This is a genomic window from Erysipelothrix tonsillarum DSM 14972, assembly GCF_000373785.1.
GTDB classification, from domain to species: domain Bacteria; phylum Bacillota_I; class Bacilli_A; order Erysipelotrichales; family Erysipelotrichaceae; genus Erysipelothrix; species Erysipelothrix tonsillarum.
The window spans coordinates 68,983-87,965 of sequence record NZ_KB892379.1 but is presented as its reverse complement, the minus strand read 5'-3'; the positions used below and the strand labels follow the sequence as shown (position 1 = coordinate 87,965).

Genomic DNA, 18,983 nt, shown 5'->3' with positions numbered 1-18,983 from the left:
CGCGCATAAATCCACTATTATGCAATTATATATATTATCACTAATGTGGACTATAGTCAACGTTTTGAGGCACAATAGATGTAATATCCCTTTTCTTTCTTCAATAACTCGCAATTACCAAATAATTCTACACATTTCGCTTGCGCAGATTTCGCTCCATGTGACTTACGAATCACAAAGATAAACATCCCACCTTCGTTTAATACATCGTAAGCATTATCGAATAAAGAATACATTTTTTCCTTACCAACTCGAATGGGCGGATTACTAATGACATAATCATACATCCCATCCAGTCCGTCTTGAATTTTATTAATTCCGTTCACATTATATTTTTCATAGTTTATATTGGCGAGTTCAACCGAGCGTGGATTCACATCAACACCCGTCATTTCGATATTACTAAAGAAATGCGAAAGAATAACTCCAACAACCCCAATACCACAACCTAAGTCCGCAACCTTCCCTTTAAGGGGTTGGTTTACGCAAACCTTCAGTAACGATTCGGTACCACGATCGAGACCATCTTTCGAGAAAACCCCATCATCCGAGATAACCGAAAAATTAATGTCTAAAAACCGGAAAGGGATATCTCTCCGGTTTTTCTTTAAATTAGAATTGTCTGTAAAGTAATGACTCACAGAATATCCTTCTTAACGTGTTAATTATTTAACTTCTACAACTGCGCCAGCTTCAACGAGTTTAGCTTTGATTTCTTCTGCTTCTGCTGGTTTGATGTTTTCTTTAATTGCTGTTGGTGCTCCGTCAACTAATGCTTTAGCTTCCATCATACCTAAACCTGTGATGTCGCGTAATGCTTTGATAACTCCAACTTTTGAACCTGAGATTTCTTTCAAGATTACTGAAACTTCGCTTGGTCCTTCTTCTTCGCCAGCGTCTGCTGCTGCTGCAACTGCAACTGGTGCTGCTGCTGAAACTCCGAATTCTTCTTCGATTGCTTTTACTAATTCATTTAATTCTAAGATTGTCATTTCCTTTAGGGAAGCGATTAGTTCTTCTGATGTTAATTTTGCCATCTTAATATTTCCTCCTATTTAAATTAAGCTTCTGTAGCTTCTTCTTTTACTTCTTCTACAACAGGTGCTTCTTCAGCAACTGCTGCTTCTTCAACAACTTCTCCGCCTTCTGCACGTTGTTCAGCAACTTGTGATACAGCGTAAGCAAAGCTTCGGATTGGTGATTGGAACATACCAGCCAACATAGCAACCATGCCATCGTGGTTTGGTAATGCTGAGAGTTCTTTGATTTCTTCTTGGTCTACTAAGTTACCGTCAACGATACCAGCTTTAAGGATTAACTTTTTGTTCTTCTTAGCGAAGTTAGCTAATACTCGAGCAGGTGCAACAGCATCTTCTCCAAACGCAACACCGTTAGGTCCTGTTAATTCGGATTTTAAACCTTCAAAGTCTGTGCCTTCGACAGCGCGTTGGAACATTGAGTTTTTATAAACTTTAAATTCAACGTTTTCTGCACGAAGTTGACGACGTAGTTCAGTCATTTGATCTACGGTTAGTCCACGGTATTCAACAACAACTGTTGATCCGGCGTTCATTACTTTTTCTTGAATCTCTGCAACAACAGCTTTTTTATTTTCTAAAATTTCTGTACGCAAATGATTCACCTCCATTCGATCTCGGAAATCAAATTAAACCAAAAAAATAAACCCATACAAAAGACAGGTTCAAAAGTTTTATACTTTCACCTCGGTAACGTAATTAAGGTTTCCCCGTTACTGTCTTTGGTTAATTGATAACATAGATATTCTACCAACTTTAATAAAAAAGTCAAGAATTAAATCATTTATCGTATTTTCACTTTGATTTTTTGTACACCGGCTCCTAATAGATTGCAATTCTTAATCCCTTAAAAGAATCAATCACGATTTTGGTTTAAGTGTTTTCGTATATAACGCTTGCTACATTTCGTGCCACTATCATTAAACGTAGTACCTCGTATCAAGGAATGCACTCTGAGCTAAAAGGCATTCCTGCATCACCTTTTTGAAAATGAACAAAGCGATTCAAATTCAGATTTTAACCCCGGCTTAGCGGTTTGGAAAAAGAATCTAAAAACTGCCCCATGATCATTCTCTACCTTAATATTAATATTATGTAAATCCGCAATCCGTTTCGCAATCGCAAGTCCAATACCGATTCCAGATTCATTATCTTTGGACGAAGTATAGAAGCGATTAAAAATGTGCTCGTAGGTCTCATCCGCAATTCCTGCGCCACGATCTCGAATCACCATCTCGACCGTGTCGTTTGTTTTATTTAATGAAATTGAGACCTTATCATTTGGTGGTGAAAATTTAATTGCATTATCCATGACAATCATCAACATTTGACGGATGCGTGCATAATCCCCTTCAAACATGTAAATTTCGGGCTTTATGTGTACTTCTAAAGTTACATCATTTGCTTTCGCAATTGTATTCATGCTCCGTACACTATCTGTCATAACATCATTTAACGCAAACACTTCATAGGTGAGCTTAAATTCAGTACGATTCAATCGAGATAAATCCAATAAATCGTCCACAAGTTTTTGAAGCTGTGCCACTTCTAAAAGCATTTGGTTGAAATACAATTGTTGTTCATTTTTATCATGGATGATACCATCGTTAAATGCCTCTAACGAACCTCTAAGAACTGTTATCGGCGTTCTCAATTCATGCGAAATGTCCGCAAAAAAATCTTGACGCAATTGATCAAAATTCATTCGCTCAGTCTCGACCTCTTGAAGCCGCAATGATAAGGTATCTAATGTTTTCGATAATCCCCCAATCTCATCGTTTTGATTAATATGTGTTTGAACCTGATAATCGCCTTCAATCATTTTTTGAGAAACTTCGTCCATAATCAAGATTGGTTTAACAAATTTCTTTGATAAAAAGAACGCAACAACTACCGCAGTCATTAAGGCAAACCCCATACCTATCGCCAGAACAAGATACCCTTCTTGTACTGTTTCCTGGATCCCTGAAACAGCACTGTGCAAAAGAACGGCCGCAATAACTTCTTCATTTGAATTTCGCACGGGAACCCCAACTGAAATGGATTGGTTATTCAGTAAGGGGCTGAAGCCTTCACTTTGAATTGTATTTCCTGCCAACGCTTCTCGGATCATAGTTTCCCCATCAAGTGGAATCGATTCAAAATCAACCGCCTTGCTGCCATGCCCCACACTCACAGTTTGCATCGTCGCATCAATAATCCATACCTCACTCATCGCAATTTTATCAACAACTTCTAAATATTGATTAAAATCCCGTTCCCGATTCATGCCGTGATTTTGGTGCCGATTGTTACGTGTAACATCTTCTACTTGGCGACGCTCTAAATAGGTTGAAAGCGAGCTTGCAATTGTATCCGCGCGTTCAACTAACTCTACCTGGGTTCGTTTGATTATATTTTTGCGATACATATTTGTAAATATGAGTCCTAAGACTAGCACAAAAATGACCAGCGGAATTGTGAAATAGGCAATTAATTTTTGGGTAAGTTTATGTTTCATGATTGTAAACCTCAAATTTATATCCGATACCCCACACAGTGCTAATATCCCATGTTGGATGATTATGATGATTAATCTTCGCACGCAAACGTTTAATGTGCGTATCCACCGTACGATAATCCCCAAGGTAGTCATCGCCCCAAACAAGATCCAACAGTTGATCACGCGTATAGACGCGCTCAGGATTTTGCATCATTGTCCACAAAATTTCAATTTCTTTTTTCGTTAAAGAAACAGGCTTTGAATCAATCATTGCTTCAAATTTATCTAAGTCTACAGTAATGTTCTCAATTGTTTTTTGATGAATCGATGCGTCGTTTCCCACCCGTCTCAAGATGGCTCTCACACGTGCCATGAGTTCTCCGGGAATAAATGGCTTAACAATATAATCATCGGCTCCCATATCTAAACCCATAATGCGCTCATAATCCTCACCGCGAGCCGTTACCATAATAATTGGAATATTAGAGGTTTTCCTTATATTCTTGCATACTTCAAATCCATCGATAAAAGGCATCATGACATCTAAAATCACAAGACAAAAAGAATGCTTTGCAAATAGGTCTAACGCCTCTTCGCCATTGTAGGCTACTTCAACGTTAAAGCCAGCATCTTCACAATATTTTTCGATTATACTCAAGATCGTAGGGTTATCATCCGCGATTAATATTTTATCCATATAGATCACCTGTCTCAATTATATCACGGGACTTTTTTTCACTTGTGACAAAACGACACGATTTCGCCATACTTTCGCGATAGACTAGCGATAGAAAGGAGAATATTATGAGCAAAAAAATTATGATTACGACAATTTGTTTAACACTCTTTGGAGGTTTAATCGGAATCTTACTCAATCCAACTTCCGTTAATGCAGCGGACATACCACAAACCCCAATCCACAGACGTGAGCACAATCAGGACTGCCCCAAGGATTGCCCTCACCTTGATCGTGAAACCACTGACCGATTCGACTGCGTGCAAAATCCCGAAGAATGTTCTCGTAGACACGAAGGAACATGCAATAACCAACCCAAGCATCAAAACAGTGACCATCGCGGACAAAAACATCAAAATCGCAAGCATCACTAAAAAAAACCTATCAAAGATAGGTTTTTCACTTCATTAAAAGGGCTTTTTTTCGTAAAAATCCGACTAATTCATTAATTAAACTTACCTTGCTGATCTCATCAAGTTCACGAACATTAAAGCCAAGTTCATGATGTGTACCACATAGGTTCAAGACATGATACAACGCTAGATGTAAACTCCATTCATCAAAGTCTTGCATATGATCTGGTTTACGACACAGAAGACATTCAATCGATATATTTAATTCTTCACATATCTTTACAAGGTTTGAAATATCTGGATTCGAAACCCCCACTTCCCACTTCGCCACAGCTTGTTGAGAATAATTTACACGTTCCGCTAGCTCTCGTTGTGTTAATTTTCGATTTAAACGAATCTTTTTTAAATTATAGTCTAACATTGAGATCACCCCTCATGTTGATTATAATCGACAAGAAATGAAAAAAATATATCATTAACCCTTTATATTCTTAAGTAATCTTAATCTTTACCTTTAATTCCATGAAGGGTCCTATTGCTCCCATTCATAATTTGGTATGATAATGCTACGAGGTACCTTATGAAAACAATAAACTATAAAGATAAAACACTCTTCTTTGTTTCCACTGCACATGTTTCTAAACAATCCGTCCTTGATGTCAAAGAAACAATTGAAAGGGTACAACCCGACGCGGTTTGTATTGAATTAGACGATAATCGCGCGCGTAACCTTATGGAATCGGATAAGTATAAAGAAGTGGATATCAAGCAAATAATTAAAAGTAAACGGGTGGGGGCATTCATTGCGACCCTCGTGCTCTCGTCCTACCAAAAAAAATTAGCGGATGACCTTGATACATCCGTAGGTCAAGAAATGAAACAAGCCATCGAAAGCGCGAGAGCAGTTGATGCTTCGGTTCATTACATTGATCGCGATGTTCAAATAACCTTCAAACGAATCTGGGGCAATCTTAGTTTCTTTAAAAAAATTTCATTGCTTACTACACTAATCTTTAGTGTCTTCGAAGATGATAATGTTTCTGCCGATGATGTGGAAAACTTAAAAGAAAGCGATTTATTATATGAGTCGGTACGTGAGTTGGATGAAAAACTGCCCGCTATTTCCAAAAGCCTTCTTCATGAGCGTAATTACTTTATGGCCGAAAAAATCAAGCATTTATCAGCACAACGGATTGTCATTGTAATTGGTGCCGCTCATACTGATGGTATTATCGACGCACTTGAAGAGGAACATTCCATTTATGAATTAAATCAACTACCACCAAAGAAGCGTTTCAATATTTCAGGATGGATTGTTCCTGGTATCTTGGTAGCCCTTCTGATTATTCTGACACTCAAAAGTCCTCAGATGGCTTTAAACGATTTAATAATTTGGTTTGGTTTAAGCGGCGGTCTCGCTACGCTTGGAGCGATCCTTTGTTTAGCACACCCCCTCACAATCCTTACCACCGCGCTAACGGCATGGATTGGTACATTATCTCCTGTATTAGGAGTTGGTATGTTTGCAGGCCTGATGGAGGCTTATCAACGCCCTCCGACCTTCGAAGACTTTGACGCGTTGTCCGAACATGCGACTAAGCCGAAAATGTGGTATAAAAATAAAGTGCTTCGCATTCTACTCATCTTTATTGCTACGTCTTTACTCAGCTCTATTGGTACATTTATCGCTGGCGGTAATATGATTGGTTCGCTCTTTAAATAAAGAAAAAGTGTGGCTTGGAATTAGCCACACTTTTTTATTGGATGTATTTTTATTATTGGATATATTGTTTGATCTGTTCAATATTCATATCTGTCAGACCCAAATCGTCCATATCAGGCCCAAGTAACCAACAATCTTTTTCCAAGATTGAAGTACCCAAGGTAACTAGACTCGACATCGTTGCCGTTTCTACTCCAATATGACGCGCTAATTTTGCCCATGTCGCAAGACCAAAGGGGATATCTTCCGCATAATATCGTCCCTTCACATCTGCGGGACCTTTAATGGATGCAAAACTTGGATTTCCAGATATAACTTGTTTTAAATCGTCGGATGCCTTTGGACCACCAACACCCTTATTTACAGATTCCGCATGATAACCAAACGCTTCCAAAACTTGAATTCGCTCTTGATCCAATGCTTCTGTTGTACGAACAACACTAGCCGTAAACCCTTCTGTATAGAAATAAAATTCCCCTTGTGCTACTTCAATACGGCCTGCATTAAGGACACAACCGGGTACGTGAATGACCGGGTTCAAACTATTGAGACCACACGCAATAACACTTTCCACCGAAACTAATCCTTCATACAAATGCGAGAGAAGTGTACACGTCTCATCTGTTTTTGAGGCAGGGAGTACACCAACCTTGAGAGGATTAAAACGACTCATAATCATGACATGACCTGGCTCGATAATCCGCGTTGCATACGGAAGTGTATGAGCTTCCGCAAAAACTACATGAGCCGTATTGCCTACATCTTGCATTGCTTTTTTGAAAATCAAACTGCCAAATGTTCCAGGAACAATAAAAACTACTTGCCCTTCCGTTAAACATGGTGCTAATCGATACGCATAATCTTTATGCGCAAAAGCCGGTACCGCCACAAGAATGACTTCCGCATCCGCAATGCCCGCTTGTAAGTCCGTTGTAATGGCAGTAAGATGTGCTTCACCCTCCACAACTCCGCTTACCTTGATGCACTGTGTATCAAAGACAGTTTGCATATTATGTTTAAACCGTATATCTTCAATCATCGTTACAGAAAATCCTTTAAGCGTTAAATCCGCTGCCGCTGCGTGGGCACCGTTACCTCCACCAATTACTGCAATATGTTTCATCATCAATCCCACCTTTCAATCCTATTATAAATCGATTCGCGGACCAAATGTATTTATGTAATAGGAAGCATCGTTTATGTAACGACGCTTCAAATTCTAAAGAATCTGACTCGTACATCGTGTGATTTGCCACCCAATAAAAGGGAGAGAAAACTAAATCTTTGGCCCGCATTATTTCTGATTCTACTGCAACCCTCATCAAATATAACAATATAATATGCGCTATTCACGAAATGTTCTGCGGCACTCTATAATAATTTCGCAATTCTCTCTATAACTTATTTACATCATTAAATGTTATACTTGCGTTAAAGCGAGGTGTCACAATGTCAACTTTATACGATGCATTAACACAAAAAGATACATTGACTGATTTAGAGAGCTCTATTGCGGATTATATTATGAATAATTCTGAACTCGTTCAATCCATTTCAATCCAACAACTCGCACTGAACACCCATACGTCTCCCGCTTCAATAACCCGATTTTGTAAGAAGCTCGGTGTATCCGGATTCAAAGAATTTCGATATCGATTCCAACAGACAATTAATATGCACTTGTTAACTGATAAAACTACGGACTCTAGTTTGTTTACAAATCAAAATTCCGAGTTAGACATGATTGATAAAATTGGGACGCTGCAGCGGAATGCAATTGCTATGACACAAATAAGTTTGCAACCTTCCACAATAAAAGAAGCCGTATCACTCATCATCAATGCCGATAATATTCTAGGGATTGGGATAAGTGATAGTTTTATTCGGCTCTCCGATTTCACAAATAATATGCTTAAAATTAATTATTATATCAAAACCGCCATGCTACAACCCGAGCAGACATTTTTATGTGCACAAGCGACAAAGAACGATGTCGTTATTGTGATTTCTTACAGCGGAACTACGGCCGAAGTATTGAATGATGCTCGGATTCTTATGACAAATCACGTGCCAATTATCGCTATCACCGCACATGAAAAAAGCCCCTTAGCACGGTACGCCCACGTTGTGATTAAAATCCCTGAATTTGAAAATGAGGATCTTATAATGCGATCTCTTTACTCCAAAGTTGTCATTGAATACACCCTTGACGTCATCTACTCAACCATTTATCAAAAAAATGCCGATAAAAACGGTAAACACATCAACAAGACCCGAAAACAATATTTAAATAAGTAATTGATACATTATTTCGTGATTTTAATTAATATAACAACATAACACGAAAATATATATCGCAATCCTTTAAAGCACTTTACCCAAGTGCTTTTTTTATTTACGATGGACACACGAAAGGGCTTACAACATACTATGAAAAAGAATCTAGAAGATATTTGTTTTGATATCGAGCCTAATACTATGAATTATCACGCAACCTCACCAGAGATTGTTATGACGTCATCGTTTTATTTCGATAGTTTTAAATCTTATTCCCGTGCGAGTCATGATGAACTCAATTCATTCATGTATACACGCGGAAGTAATCCGACCACCCTACAACTCGAGCACAAACTCGCTCAATTAGAAGGTGGCGAACGATGTAAAGTTTTTGCTTCCGGCATGGGGGCGATTAGCGCAACACTGTTTCATTTACTAAGTTCTAATGATCATGTTGTGATATTAAATACAATTTATTCGACAACCCTCTCTTTTCTTAAATTCTTAGAACAGTATGGTGTTTCTTATACGCTTGTGAATTCTTTAGATGCGCATGCCATTGAACGCGCTATACAAAAAAATACACGAGTAATTTATACAGAGAGTCCTTCGACGCAGAAATTTGAGATTGTGGATTTAGAGGTTATATCAAAAATCGCTAAAAATCATCATATTATTTCAGTCATCGATAACACTTGGGCTACGCCCCTATTTCAACGCCCTTTAGAATCAGGTTTTGATTTAGTGGTTGCATCTTGTTCGAAGTATATTGGAGGACACTCAGATATTGTTTGCGGAGCTTTAATTGGTAGTAAAGACCTCGTCGAAGCCATTGAAAAAAGTGGTTTTGTCTATCTCGGTGCTACTTGTAGTCCTTTTACGTCTTTTTTAGCACTAAGAGGACTTCGAACTTTACCACTAAGAATGAAGAAACACAGTGAGAATGTTGTTTATCTTATAGATGCTTTGAAAAAAGACCCAAGGATTCAGACAATATATCACCCTTATTCACAACAACATAAACTGGCAAAGCAAACTCTTGAGGGGTATGGGAGTTTACTTGCAATAACTTTAGTGGATAAAGACATTGAAAAACTTGAATGCTTTGTGAATGCTCTTAACGAGTATTTACTTGGTGTAAGCTGGGGAGGTTATGAAAGTATGGTTCTTCCAGTCTACAAAGGTGACAATCAAGATAGTATCGAAAAAAGAGGTTTAGATATTACACATACACGATTATTTATAGGATTGAAAAATCCACAAATTCTTGTGGATGATGTCATTCAAGCGCTTGATTGCGCCTATGGAAAATAGAATATTAAGGAGAATATTATGGATAAAATCAATGACTTTTTAGATAGAAAGATTATGCCCTATGCGGGTAAACTGTCGGGTCAAAAGCATTTTAATGCAGTCTTTTCCGGTATGTCGATGGCAATGCCACTGATCATTATCGGATCGATTTCACTTGTACTTGGTAACCTACCTTTCCCAAATTGGGGTGAAACCCTTCATAACTTTGGTCAAATTGATGAAGTACTTGGGAAAATTACCAAAGGTAGTTTTGGAATTATGGCCCTTATTGTATCATTTGGTGTCGCTTATAATCTTGCAAAGACCTATAAGTTACCTGATGTTTCCGTCGGCGTCTTATCGCTATCCTCATTTATTATCATTACGCCACATATTTTGGATATTGAAGGTGCTGCGGGTATCGATTATGGAAAACTCGGTAGTGGTGGTCTCTTTACAGCCATTGTTTTAGCCCTTGTTTCCGTCGAAATTTATCGAATTTTCGCCAAACGCGATTGGACTATTAAAATGCCGGAAACAGTTCCAACCGGCGTAAGCAACGCATTTTCGTCAATCCTTCCAGGGTTCGCAATTATTTTTGGTTGGGCACTGTTAGATCGTCTTGTTCAAGTAATTGGCTTTGGTGGACTTCACGATGTTGTGACCACCCTAATTGGTATTCCGCTTACCCGAATTGGTGGTGGACTCGGAGGTACAATTATTGCCGTAGCACTTACTTCGATTATTTGGTTCCTTGGAATTCATGGTACGGACCTTGTAGGTGCAGTAATGTATCCAATCTGGTATGCAATGATGGATGCTAATCGTGCTGCATTTGAAGCCGGACAAGCAATACCAAATATTGTTAGTTATCCATTCTTAACAAATTTTGTTTGGATTGGTGGCGGTGGTGCAACATTGGCCTTAGCGCTTCTATTAGTGTTTAGAGGGAAGAGTCAACAGTCAAAAGCAATTGGAAAGTTAAGCATCGTGCCTTCTCTCTTCAATATTAATGAACCACTGATGTTCGGTGTACCAATTGTATTAAACCCTATTATGATTTTCCCGTTTATCTTTGTTCCTATTATTAATATTTTAGTGGTATATGCAGTAATGAAAGCGGGTCTTGTAGGAATCCCTGTGGGAATCAATCCTTCATGGACAATGCCAATTGGATTCAGTGGTGCTATTGCGACAAACTGGGATTTACGTGCCGTTGTATTGCAATTCTTAGTTCTAGCGCTTGATATTGTTCTCTATTATCCTTTCTTTAAATCTTTAGACAATAAACAACTTAAAGAAGAGACAGCACTTGAAAACAGTAAGCAAGCTAGCATTTTATCCGATTAATCAATTTGTTTAAGCAAATAGTTTCGCAGTAACTGCTATTGTTGTAGTTTCTGTAAAGAATAAAAAACCTCCTGTACATGGATCATCAAACAATGATTCAAGATACAGGAGGTTTTTTTGTAACTTAATAAAATATAGAATTATGTACAAAAGAGAAGGATTTAAACCCTATTCTTTATCATATCTTTACACTGAGATATATTCCTTGTCCACTTATGATATACGATTCATTCGCATCAAAGAATACGCTATCCCCTTTACCAATATATTCATCCTTTTTATCATTAATTTGAAGCTTTCCTTCAAGTACAATGATAATTTCAAAACTATCACTTGACCCTCGGATTTTAAATGTGCCATCTTGAATGACTTTACACACCTTAAATTTTTCATGATTTTCAAGGGCAATGATGGTTTTACCATCTTTAATTTCGCTTGGATAACGTTTAAAATCAAGCGATAAATGCTTTGGAAAATGTGTAACGGCTATCGCTTGATCTAGGTGTAAATCACGTTCCTTCCCATTCTCCAATCGTTGATAATCATAGATGCGATACGTTACATTTGAATTTTGTTGAATCTCACAGACCACAATACCAGGCCCTAATGCATGAACCGTACCGGATTCTACCAATACTACATCACCTTTTTGAACCGATACTTTATTTAGATAAGAAAGAATGGTACCATCTTCAGCTATTGAACGATACATCTCATCTGAAACAGGTTCCTGAAACCCATAATATATATATGCTTGTGGTTCCGCTTCGAGAATATACCACATTTCCGTTTTACCATACTGTCCTTCATGCTCTAATGCATATTCATCATTGGGATGAACTTGAATCGACAACGGCTTCGCAGCATCAATAAATTTAATCAATAATGGAAATTCTTCATACGATTCGCCATGGGCACCCATGACATGGCGTCCGTTGACTTCAAGATACGATTTAAATGATTTGTGTGTACCTTTAATAAACGATAAGCCATCTGGATGGGTTGATACTTCCCAACTTTCCGCAATCGTATCAAATTCTGATACTTTACCATATTCTTTTAATTTTTCCCCACCCCAAAGATAATGTTTCAATGATGGTTCTAATTTAATCATCTTTTTACCTCAATTATTTCATTTGTTCTTTGATAAATGACTCAAACCAATAACTGCTTTCTTTTCGCGTACGTTCTTGGGTCTTGAGGTCCAAACTAATGAACCCGTATCGGTTTTTATATGCGTTCAGCCATGACCAACAATCAACAAAGGTCCAAGCATGATATCCAAAACAATTCGCACCTTCATCAATTGCTTTTTGAAGCCACTTAAGATGTTCTTGTATAAATTCAATACGGTATTGATCCTCAATCTTCCCATCAGCATTTTTGAAACGTTGTTCATCCTGAACACCGATTCCATTTTCAGATACATACCATGGAATCTCGTGATAATCTTCTTGAAGTCGCTTTGCAATATCATAAAGTGCTTCAGGGAAAATTTCCCATCCACGATAAGGATTAATCCGGCGCCCTTCCATTTCATATGGAATATAGAGGTCCTCCGGCGTTAGTGCTGGTTTATGAGTTTGAACCTTCGGTGCTTGTACACGCTTAGGTTGATAATAATTAACACCTAAAAACGAAGCTGTATAAGTTTTAATCATCGCTAACTCATCTTCCGTCGTTTCGCATAACAACTCATTTTCACGGAGCACTTCAACAAGTTCCTGTTTAAACGTACCCATAACCATCGCGTCCAAAAAACTATAGACGTTTAATAAATCTGCGATGCGAGCTGCTTCGAGATCTTCTGGAGCATTACTTTTAGCGTATATAGGCGTGATATTTAAAATCACCCCTACTTCGATATCTGCTTTCACGGCTTTCATCGCTTTAATCGCGGCTGAATGTGCAAGCATCGTATGATATGCAGCAAGTGTTGCTTTCTTAAAATCTACGATTGCAGGATAGTGAAAACCATACATATAACTGCATTCCACATGTACGATGGGTTCATTAAATGTAGTCCAACAATCTATAAGATCACCAAACTCTTGAACACATACGCGCGCATAATACTCAAAATGATCTACAATTTCTTTATTCGCCCACCCCCCTTTATTCATCATCCACCAAGGCATATCAAAGTGGAAAAGATTAATAATAGGTTTAATATCATGATCGATTAGGGTTTGGAAGTAATCACGATAGTATTCAACGGCTTGCATATTAAGATGTTTTCCATCTGGTAAAAGACGGGTCCATGAAATTGAAGTTCTGTAAGAATTTAAGCCCATATCTTTCATTAACTGAATATCTTCTTTGTAATGTTCGTACACTGAAGATGCTCTGTTTGGACCAACTTCATCATAAAAACGTTCGGGGTCTTGTTCATGCCATTGATCCCAGGTGCTTGGGGATTTTCCATCCCCTCGGTAAACACCTTCGGTTTGTGGTGCCGATGATGCGGCTCCCCACAAAAATGTTTTTGGAAAGTTATACTGTTTCATTGTTCCTTCCTTTCAAATTAAAGGGTAAAAATTTAAATTTTTACCCTTTTGTTATTATTTAGATATTTGCATGTTTGTCTGCAAGTTTAACGAATGGTAAATAGATTAAGACCGCAACCGCGACATTGACTGCAGCAAGAATTGCTCCAGCGACACTTTGCGTTGCAAGGAATCCACCAATTACAGGTGGGGTTACCCATGGTAAGACAAAGGTACATGCCGGTACGAGTCCAATGGATGTTGTCACATAAGCAATAATTGTGAGGACAACAGGTGCAAGGATATATGGAATGAACAGAATTGGATTTAAAACAATTGGTAATCCAAAGGTCATTGGCTCATTAATATTAAATAATCCTGGTGCCACACTGAACTCGGCAACTTTACGGAATTGTTGATTCTTACGAACCACTAAGAAGATTGCGATAATCAGTGCAATCGTGGCTCCTGTACCACCTAAGTTAACGAAAGCATCAAAGAATGGTTTGCTAACGATATAAGGTGCACTATTACCCGCTTGAATCGCTTTAATGTTTGCGTCAATAGCTGTGACATTAATCGATTGCATAAAGGGTTCAATCATATTCGCTCCATGCAATCCGAAGAACCAAAGGAGTGGTGGAATCACAGCGATAATAATTGCTGATGGTAATGAGTTTGTTAAGTTCATAAATGGTTCTTGGAATGCTTCATAGAATGCAAGAACAACATTTTCGATTCCTATACGAATGAGCAATGTATTTGCTAATGAGAAGATAAATACAGTGATCATCATTGGGAGCATATTTGTAAATGAATCTGCTACCCCTGGAGGAACACCTTCTGGCATCGTGATACGAAGCCATTTTTTCCCACTTAGAAAACGCAGTAATTCAACAGATAGAAGGGAAATAAGAAGCGCAAAGATTAAACCCATTGCATCTGCTCCTGTAAGTCCTCCGATAGCACAGAAGGATGCCATTGAAGTAGCACCTCCAATGAGTCCATTCATGTTGTATGCATTCGACAGATTGTATGCCACTAGGAATGACATAAATAGTGAAATGATAGCAAATGAACCCGACCAGATATTGCCACCCAAATTTTTCCAAATAGGTTGATCACCATTCATAAATGGGAACACTTTATCCATAAATGATTGGAATGCTGGGATTGGCATATTGTTAATTGCGACCGCAAATGCACCAATAATCATCAAAGGCATAATTACAATAAATGCATCACGTATTGCTAGAAGATGTTTTTGATTCCCTAATTTTGATGCGATGGGAACCAGTTTGGTCTCTAGTTTTTCAATAAATTTATCCATACTTCTTCTCCTTAATCTTTAGTTGTTATGTTTTTCTTTTTTTGTTTTGATGAGGTACATTGTTGTACCTACAAGAATCAAGATACCACCTACTAATGCAATATTATTCGGTGTTACACCCGTTCCTGGTAAGTCTTTACCATCTTTAGGTTGATCAACACCTGGGGTTTCTGACCCCGGTTTTGTTCCACCCGGTTTTGTTCCGCCTGGAGTTTCACCACCTGGGGTTTCGCCACCTGGAGTTTCGCCACCTGGAGTTTCACCACCTGGAGTTTCACCGCCTGGAGTTTCACCACCTGGAGTTTCACCACCTGGAGTTTCACCGCCTGGTTCTGTTGATTTTTTAAGCTTGTATGTAAATTTGATTTCATGACGTTCGTCATCGAAGAATCCACTAACAACATCATTTCCACGTGCAACGCTAACATATTCGTAACCATCGATTTCGATAGGTTCTACCGAATAGCGTGAGGTATCATCGCGATTCAATTCAAGTGGTTCATGAATTTCTTTACCCGATTCATCATGGTAGTGTACTGAAACACTTTCATATGTTGGGGTTTCTGCATTGAGGTTTTCAAATGCATGGATTAATTGATAGATTGAGCTTGAATAATTGCCTGGGTTTGCAGGTGCTGCAACGAGATCTTTTAAGGCATCAATCTTTTCACTGTTGTACACCGCTAAGTCCATTGTAGCGAGTTCATCACTGATTGCAGTTGCAACAAGATCGTAGTCATTTTCGTTGTAGATTAATTCAATTTGACTGAATCCTTCTTGTTTTACCGTACCAATTTGGTAACCTAGACGTTCGAATTCAGCATAATTTTTCGTATTGGTTGATGAACCCCACATCATATCTGCGAAGATGTTTAGACGTGGATAAAGTGTTTGTGTCAAGATATATTCTGGTACATATCCATGCGCATCATCCCAAATAGGGAACATTTGACCAAGTGATAAATTGGTTTCAGAAACTTGTTCTTGTCCATATCCTGTTGAATATGTGAAACGATTCCATTGGCTATAGAACCATTCCGGCAATGGTCGATCAAGCTTGTCATTTTCCGGCCATAGGTCGTGATAGAGGTTCGCTGCAGATCCCATTGTTTGATACCCTTTATTTAGGGTGTCTGAAGCCGAAATCGAGTTATAGAATGTCCCAGCCCAGAAGTCAATTACGATGCGATCATCAAGTGTAACTGCTGATGTGCCAACATCTTTAATGTTATCGTTCCACACAAGAACTCGTTTACCCTCTTCTAAGAATGGCGCTGCCATTTCATTAAAGTAAATTTTTAAAGCGTCGTATTCATTTGCAGAAGGATCGCCACTTTCAGCAACAGCCCATGCTGTGAGCTTGCCCTCTGGATCTTCATAACCTGCTGTTTGGAAATATTCATCACCACCGATGTGTACGGTGTCAGCTTCGAAGAGTTCGAATGCTTCTTTATAAAGTGAAAGCATGTATTCACGAACTTCAGGTAGTGCAAAGTTTAAAGTTCTTGAGCCCGATTTAAGTGCCCATGAATCATCAAAGTAAACACCATCTTGTTCGGAGTGACCTGGGAAGTCTACTTCTGGAATAATTTCAATATCAAATTGACGTGCATAATTAACTAAATGTTTAACTTCTTCACGTGTCCAGTAGCCACCCGCTGTATCAATAAATTGTGGTGCTACTTCAGATTCATAACGAAGTCCTTCATTATCTTTAAGTCGTAATTGAAGTTTATTTAGTTTTTGATACGCCATTTGTTCGATTTGATTTTCAAGCCATCCAATCGAATAGTAACGACGTCCCGTATCTACTTGTAACCCACGAATTTCTTGGTCGGTATAGTCGTTTACGGTACCGTTTGGTAGAAAGTCTTGTTGAGTAAATGCTTGGAGTAATGTCATAAGACCGTTTTGAATCCCGCTGGTCGACTCTGCATTTAAGGAAATCAATTGATTCTCGATGTCCATTTCATATGCTTCATGACGTGTTCCTTCATGGTCTGCTGGATAATTGAATTTCAAGTCTGAATTTTCGATTGCAATTCCTGATTTTCCTTTTTCCGATATATCAAAAATTTCATATTTTTCAACCAATCCTTTTTCAACAAGCTTTTCGCCGAAATATTCAGCTTTATCATAGTTTGCTTCATCAACAAAGATAGCTTGTAAGGTCTTATCAAGATTGAATTGACCTTGATCACTTGCTGTAAATTCTTGAATTGCTGGAATTGTTTGTGGGAATTCCGCAGTATCTTTTGGTGTATATTGAACAGTACTTGTTACAGATGATGGAACTTCCTCAAGTTTTTCAACTTTCACATCATCAATATAGAATACGCCTGCTCCTTGTTCTGTATTCGTCCAGTTTGTAAGCGCAAAGGCATACAGTTCTTTTGAACGTGGTCCAGTTACAATATCAATTTTAGCTTCTTGCCAGTTTGATGTTTGGAACCAATGGTTGCGTGATTCTGATTTGAGTTGTCCACGACGGAAAGGTACTCGTGACCCTTCAATGTCGAGAACACCAATACGCATATTAACGCCGGTCTCGTTATACAAACTCATGGATACACGATATTTTGTGTTTGGTTGTACATTACGAATAATTATATTCGCTGACCCTTTTCCTCCGTTAAAGAACCAAAGTGGGTAGTCTTTGTCTTCAGTTGGTTTTTCGCTACCAACTTTAATCGCATGACTTCCTGTTTTGACTTTTCCTGTCGTCGCATCTACGCGTTGTGCTTTGTAGAGTTGAATATCATCTGGATTGATTTCTTCCTCGAAATCTCCGTTGGTGAGTACAGGTTCTGTATCTGCCGCACTAATTGGCGTTGTATATGTACTGAAACTTGTAACCAGTACAGCCATAATGAGCAGTAAAGATATAAATCTTTTTTTGTTTTTCATCCAATAAATCTCCCTTCATACTCAAAGTTTACACCTGTATCTAAACAAAACCTTTGATTCAACCGCTTTTAAATGCAAGCGCTTTCTAAATTTGCGATATGTTGCATTGCGCGCAAAAAGACTGAAATTTTTGCTGAATATGAAAGCGCTATTTTGTGATTTGCATTTGTTGAAAATGTAATATATTATTTACCTATGTTCTAAGGAGGTATTTATGGCAGGTTTTATTTTTAAGTTACAAAATATTATGACTTCTCCGATGACTTCAAAATATACAGATGTTCAAATTGCTCAATGTTTATTGCAAAATATAAATAATGTATCTGATAATATTACAATCAACGAGCTTTCTACCATTTGTTATACTTCTGCAGCCAGTTTAAGCCGTTTTGCAAATCGATTGGGTTATAAGCATTTTAATGATATGAAACAAGACTACCTTGGCATTAAGAATGAATTTAATGATTTACAGATCGACAACGCTTTTCTCAATACCCATATGTTGGACAGTTATTCCGAAATAATTGCTAAATCAATTCGATCAATTGATGAATTTGAACTGAAGAATCACATTGACGTACTTTGTAAACTAATCTTCGAATACAAAAATGTCTATCTCTTCGCCACACACATCCTCGGCGAGATTGCATCGATCATTCAACGCGCAGTGCTCTCAAGCGGAAAATACATTCAATATATTTCTGACAAGCATCAACAAATTCAAGTTGCTCAGACTTTTAATGACAATGATTTGTGCATCCTCATTTCTATGGAAGGTACCCTTATCATGGAAAAAGACATTACCATTCCGATTCTCTCTTCCAATGCACGTTCTATTTTGATTACCCACAACAGTAATATGAAGTTCTCGTCCGCTTTTGATTATGTCATTCCTATTGGAAATCATGATCCGGATTTCACAGCGAAATATAAACTGCTTTTATTTGCCGATTTCTTTATTAATCGTTATTTCGTCTTGGTACGTGAAAAAAACGCCACTGTTTGAGGC

The 18,983-nt window shown here is 38.1% G+C and carries 17 protein-coding genes and 1 other annotated feature; of the genes, 6 read left to right on the top strand and 11 right to left on the bottom strand.

Annotation, left to right across the window (positions count from 1 at the left end):
* Positions 1-56 precede the first annotated feature (56 nt).
* The 5 genes from B096_RS0106115 to B096_RS0106095 all read right to left on the bottom strand — a co-directional run bounded on the left by B096_RS0106115 (position 57) and on the right by B096_RS0106095 (position 4,216).
* On the bottom strand, positions 57-641 hold the full coding sequence (locus B096_RS0106115; protein ID WP_018579874.1) for a class I SAM-dependent methyltransferase: 585 nt from the start codon (positions 639-641) through the stop codon (positions 57-59).
* A 24-nt stretch (positions 642-665) separates the two neighbouring features.
* Positions 666-1,037 (bottom strand): 50S ribosomal protein L7/L12, encoded by a 372-nt coding sequence (gene rplL / locus B096_RS0106110; protein ID WP_003775867.1) that lies wholly within the window; start codon positions 1,035-1,037, stop codon positions 666-668.
* Positions 1,038-1,060: 23 nt separating this feature from the next.
* Positions 1,061-1,633: a 50S ribosomal protein L10 gene (gene rplJ, locus B096_RS0106105; protein WP_018579873.1), complete on the bottom strand. Its 573-nt coding sequence runs from the start codon at positions 1,631-1,633 to the stop codon at positions 1,061-1,063.
* A 33-nt stretch (positions 1,634-1,666) separates the two neighbouring features.
* Positions 1,667-1,781: a sequence feature (ribosomal protein L10 leader region), on the bottom strand.
* Between the two features lie 232 nt (positions 1,782-2,013).
* Positions 2,014-3,537 (bottom strand): sensor histidine kinase, encoded by a 1,524-nt coding sequence (locus B096_RS09635; RefSeq protein ID WP_018579872.1) that lies wholly within the window; start codon positions 3,535-3,537, stop codon positions 2,014-2,016.
* A complete protein-coding gene (locus tag B096_RS0106095) occupies positions 3,527-4,216 on the bottom strand; it encodes a response regulator transcription factor (protein ID WP_018579871.1) in 690 nt (229 codons plus the stop codon). Before B096_RS0106095 ends, B096_RS09635 begins: the two co-directional genes overlap by 11 nt.
* A 107-nt stretch (positions 4,217-4,323) precedes the next feature.
* On the opposite strand from B096_RS0106095, the gene B096_RS0106090 reads away from it, so the two are divergent.
* Entirely contained in the window at positions 4,324-4,629 is a 306-nt protein-coding gene (locus B096_RS0106090; RefSeq protein WP_018579870.1) for a hypothetical protein, read from the top strand.
* 25 nt (positions 4,630-4,654) lie between these two features.
* Here B096_RS0106090 and B096_RS09630 read toward each other — a convergent pair whose 3' ends face one another.
* The gene (locus tag B096_RS09630) at positions 4,655-5,029 is read right to left on the bottom strand and encodes a helix-turn-helix domain-containing protein (RefSeq protein WP_018579869.1); all 375 of its coding nucleotides are present in this window, start codon (positions 5,027-5,029) and stop codon (positions 4,655-4,657) included.
* 159 nt (positions 5,030-5,188) lie between these two features.
* Between B096_RS09630 and B096_RS0106080 the strand changes: the two genes are divergently transcribed.
* The gene (locus B096_RS0106080) at positions 5,189-6,331 is read left to right on the top strand and encodes a TraB/GumN family protein (protein WP_018579868.1); all 1,143 of its coding nucleotides are present in this window, start codon (positions 5,189-5,191) and stop codon (positions 6,329-6,331) included.
* A 52-nt stretch (positions 6,332-6,383) separates the two neighbouring features.
* Here the strand turns inward: B096_RS0106080 and B096_RS0106075 are convergent, their stop codons facing one another.
* On the bottom strand, positions 6,384-7,457 hold the full coding sequence (locus B096_RS0106075; protein WP_018579867.1) for an NAD/NADP octopine/nopaline dehydrogenase family protein: 1,074 nt from the start codon (positions 7,455-7,457) through the stop codon (positions 6,384-6,386).
* Between the two features lie 323 nt (positions 7,458-7,780).
* On the opposite strand from B096_RS0106075, the gene B096_RS0106070 reads away from it, so the two are divergent.
* From B096_RS0106070 to B096_RS0106060, 3 genes are all read left to right on the top strand, one after another.
* Positions 7,781-8,629 (top strand): MurR/RpiR family transcriptional regulator, encoded by an 849-nt coding sequence (locus B096_RS0106070; RefSeq protein WP_018579866.1) that lies wholly within the window; start codon positions 7,781-7,783, stop codon positions 8,627-8,629.
* A 132-nt stretch (positions 8,630-8,761) separates the two neighbouring features.
* Positions 8,762-9,922, top strand: coding sequence for a trans-sulfuration enzyme family protein (locus B096_RS0106065; RefSeq protein ID WP_018579865.1), 1,161 nt, complete (start codon positions 8,762-8,764; stop codon positions 9,920-9,922).
* Positions 9,923-9,940: 18 nt separating this feature from the next.
* Complete coding sequence (locus B096_RS0106060) at positions 9,941-11,251, top strand: PTS sugar transporter subunit IIC (protein ID WP_018579864.1); 1,311 nt, start codon at positions 9,941-9,943, stop codon at positions 11,249-11,251.
* Positions 11,252-11,429: 178 nt separating this feature from the next.
* Here B096_RS0106060 and B096_RS0106055 read toward each other — a convergent pair whose 3' ends face one another.
* From B096_RS0106055 to B096_RS0106040, 4 genes are read right to left on the bottom strand one after another with little or no spacing between them, the layout of a single operon-like run.
* Positions 11,430-12,365 carry a type I phosphomannose isomerase catalytic subunit gene (locus tag B096_RS0106055; RefSeq protein ID WP_018579863.1) on the bottom strand — a complete coding sequence of 312 codons (936 nt, stop codon included), beginning with the start codon at positions 12,363-12,365 and terminating at the stop codon, positions 11,430-11,432.
* 13 nt (positions 12,366-12,378) lie between these two features.
* Complete coding sequence (locus tag B096_RS0106050; protein ID WP_018579862.1) at positions 12,379-13,758, bottom strand: glycoside hydrolase family 1 protein; 1,380 nt, start codon at positions 13,756-13,758, stop codon at positions 12,379-12,381.
* 58 nt (positions 13,759-13,816) lie between these two features.
* The gene (locus B096_RS0106045) at positions 13,817-15,067 is read right to left on the bottom strand and encodes a PTS sugar transporter subunit IIC (RefSeq protein ID WP_018579861.1); all 1,251 of its coding nucleotides are present in this window, start codon (positions 15,065-15,067) and stop codon (positions 13,817-13,819) included.
* Between the two features lie 18 nt (positions 15,068-15,085).
* Complete coding sequence (locus B096_RS0106040) at positions 15,086-17,974, bottom strand: family 20 glycosylhydrolase (RefSeq protein WP_026254132.1); 2,889 nt, start codon at positions 17,972-17,974, stop codon at positions 15,086-15,088.
* A 214-nt stretch (positions 17,975-18,188) separates the two neighbouring features.
* Between B096_RS0106040 and B096_RS0106035 the strand changes: the two genes are divergently transcribed.
* Positions 18,189-18,980 (top strand): MurR/RpiR family transcriptional regulator, encoded by a 792-nt coding sequence (locus B096_RS0106035; RefSeq protein ID WP_018579860.1) that lies wholly within the window; start codon positions 18,189-18,191, stop codon positions 18,978-18,980.
* The last annotated feature ends 3 nt before the right edge of the window (positions 18,981-18,983 follow it).

Excerpts from the sequence above, each read along its gene's own strand:
- rplL (WP_003775867.1), bottom strand. The coding sequence starts at position 1,037 with ATGGCAAAATTAACATCAGAAGAACTAATCGCTTCCCTAAAGGAAATG.
- B096_RS09635 (WP_018579872.1), bottom strand. The coding sequence starts at position 3,537 with ATGAAACATAAACTTACCCAAAAATTAATTGCCTATTTCACAATTCCG.
- B096_RS0106095 (WP_018579871.1), bottom strand. The coding sequence starts at position 4,216 with ATGGATAAAATATTAATCGCGGATGATAACCCTACGATCTTGAGTATA.
- B096_RS0106090 (WP_018579870.1), top strand. The coding sequence starts at position 4,324 with ATGAGCAAAAAAATTATGATTACGACAATTTGTTTAACACTCTTTGGA.
- B096_RS09630 (WP_018579869.1), bottom strand. The coding sequence starts at position 5,029 with ATGTTAGACTATAATTTAAAAAAGATTCGTTTAAATCGAAAATTAACA.
- B096_RS0106080 (WP_018579868.1), top strand. The coding sequence starts at position 5,189 with ATGAAAACAATAAACTATAAAGATAAAACACTCTTCTTTGTTTCCACT.
- B096_RS0106075 (WP_018579867.1), bottom strand. The coding sequence starts at position 7,457 with ATGATGAAACATATTGCAGTAATTGGTGGAGGTAACGGTGCCCACGCA.
- B096_RS0106070 (WP_018579866.1), top strand. The coding sequence starts at position 7,781 with ATGTCAACTTTATACGATGCATTAACACAAAAAGATACATTGACTGAT.
- B096_RS0106065 (WP_018579865.1), top strand. The coding sequence starts at position 8,762 with ATGAAAAAGAATCTAGAAGATATTTGTTTTGATATCGAGCCTAATACT.
- B096_RS0106060 (WP_018579864.1), top strand. The coding sequence starts at position 9,941 with ATGGATAAAATCAATGACTTTTTAGATAGAAAGATTATGCCCTATGCG.
- B096_RS0106055 (WP_018579863.1), bottom strand. The coding sequence starts at position 12,365 with ATGATTAAATTAGAACCATCATTGAAACATTATCTTTGGGGTGGGGAA.
- B096_RS0106050 (WP_018579862.1), bottom strand. The coding sequence starts at position 13,758 with ATGAAACAGTATAACTTTCCAAAAACATTTTTGTGGGGAGCCGCATCA.
- B096_RS0106045 (WP_018579861.1), bottom strand. The coding sequence starts at position 15,067 with ATGGATAAATTTATTGAAAAACTAGAGACCAAACTGGTTCCCATCGCA.
- B096_RS0106040 (WP_026254132.1), bottom strand. The coding sequence starts at position 17,974 with ATGAAAAACAAAAAAAGATTTATATCTTTACTGCTCATTATGGCTGTA.
- B096_RS0106035 (WP_018579860.1), top strand. The coding sequence starts at position 18,189 with ATGGCAGGTTTTATTTTTAAGTTACAAAATATTATGACTTCTCCGATG.